Source organism: Paratractidigestivibacter sp., from assembly GCF_052362415.1.
In the GTDB taxonomy this organism is placed as follows: domain Bacteria; phylum Actinomycetota; class Coriobacteriia; order Coriobacteriales; family Atopobiaceae; genus Paratractidigestivibacter.
Genome location: NZ_DAWEMK010000041.1, coordinates 14,001 through 14,454, shown reverse-complemented (window position 1 = coordinate 14,454; position 454 = coordinate 14,001). Strand labels below are relative to the sequence as shown.

Here is a 454-nt window from a genome sequence, read left to right as displayed (position 1 = left end):
CATGTGGCCGTCGTCGCTCGTGACGTAGGTGTCGCCGATGGCGGCGTCGGCCGGTAGCTTCGACTTGTCGGAGACGGCGCCCTTGACGGTGACCGACGTGCCGTTCTCGCCGCGCGGGCCCGCCGGTCCCACGTCGCCCTTGGGGCCCTTGGCCGTGTAGCCGGGCACCGCGGTGCCGACGTGGGCCGTCGAGGCGCCGGCGTTGACCGACACGACGGCGTACGCCTGGCCCATGGCGTCGAGGACCACGTCCCCGACCTTGACGCCGTCGGACGGCGTGAGCGCCGAGAACGCGACGTCGCTGTTGTCGGTCACGTCGACGGTCGCGATGCGGACGCTGCCGCCCTTCTCGCCCTGCGGGCCGGTCTCGCCGCGCTGGCCCTGCGGGCCCTTGAGCGAGCCGACCTGGTTCCATGAAAGTGCCGTCAGTTCTCCTCCTCGTCGTTCCGGGCGT

The 454-nt window shown here is 72.2% G+C and carries 1 pseudogene; it reads right to left on the bottom strand.

What is annotated here, in order from left to right:
• Positions 1 to 454, bottom strand: a pseudogene (locus tag ACT84W_RS05790) (hypothetical protein); the annotation flags it as partial.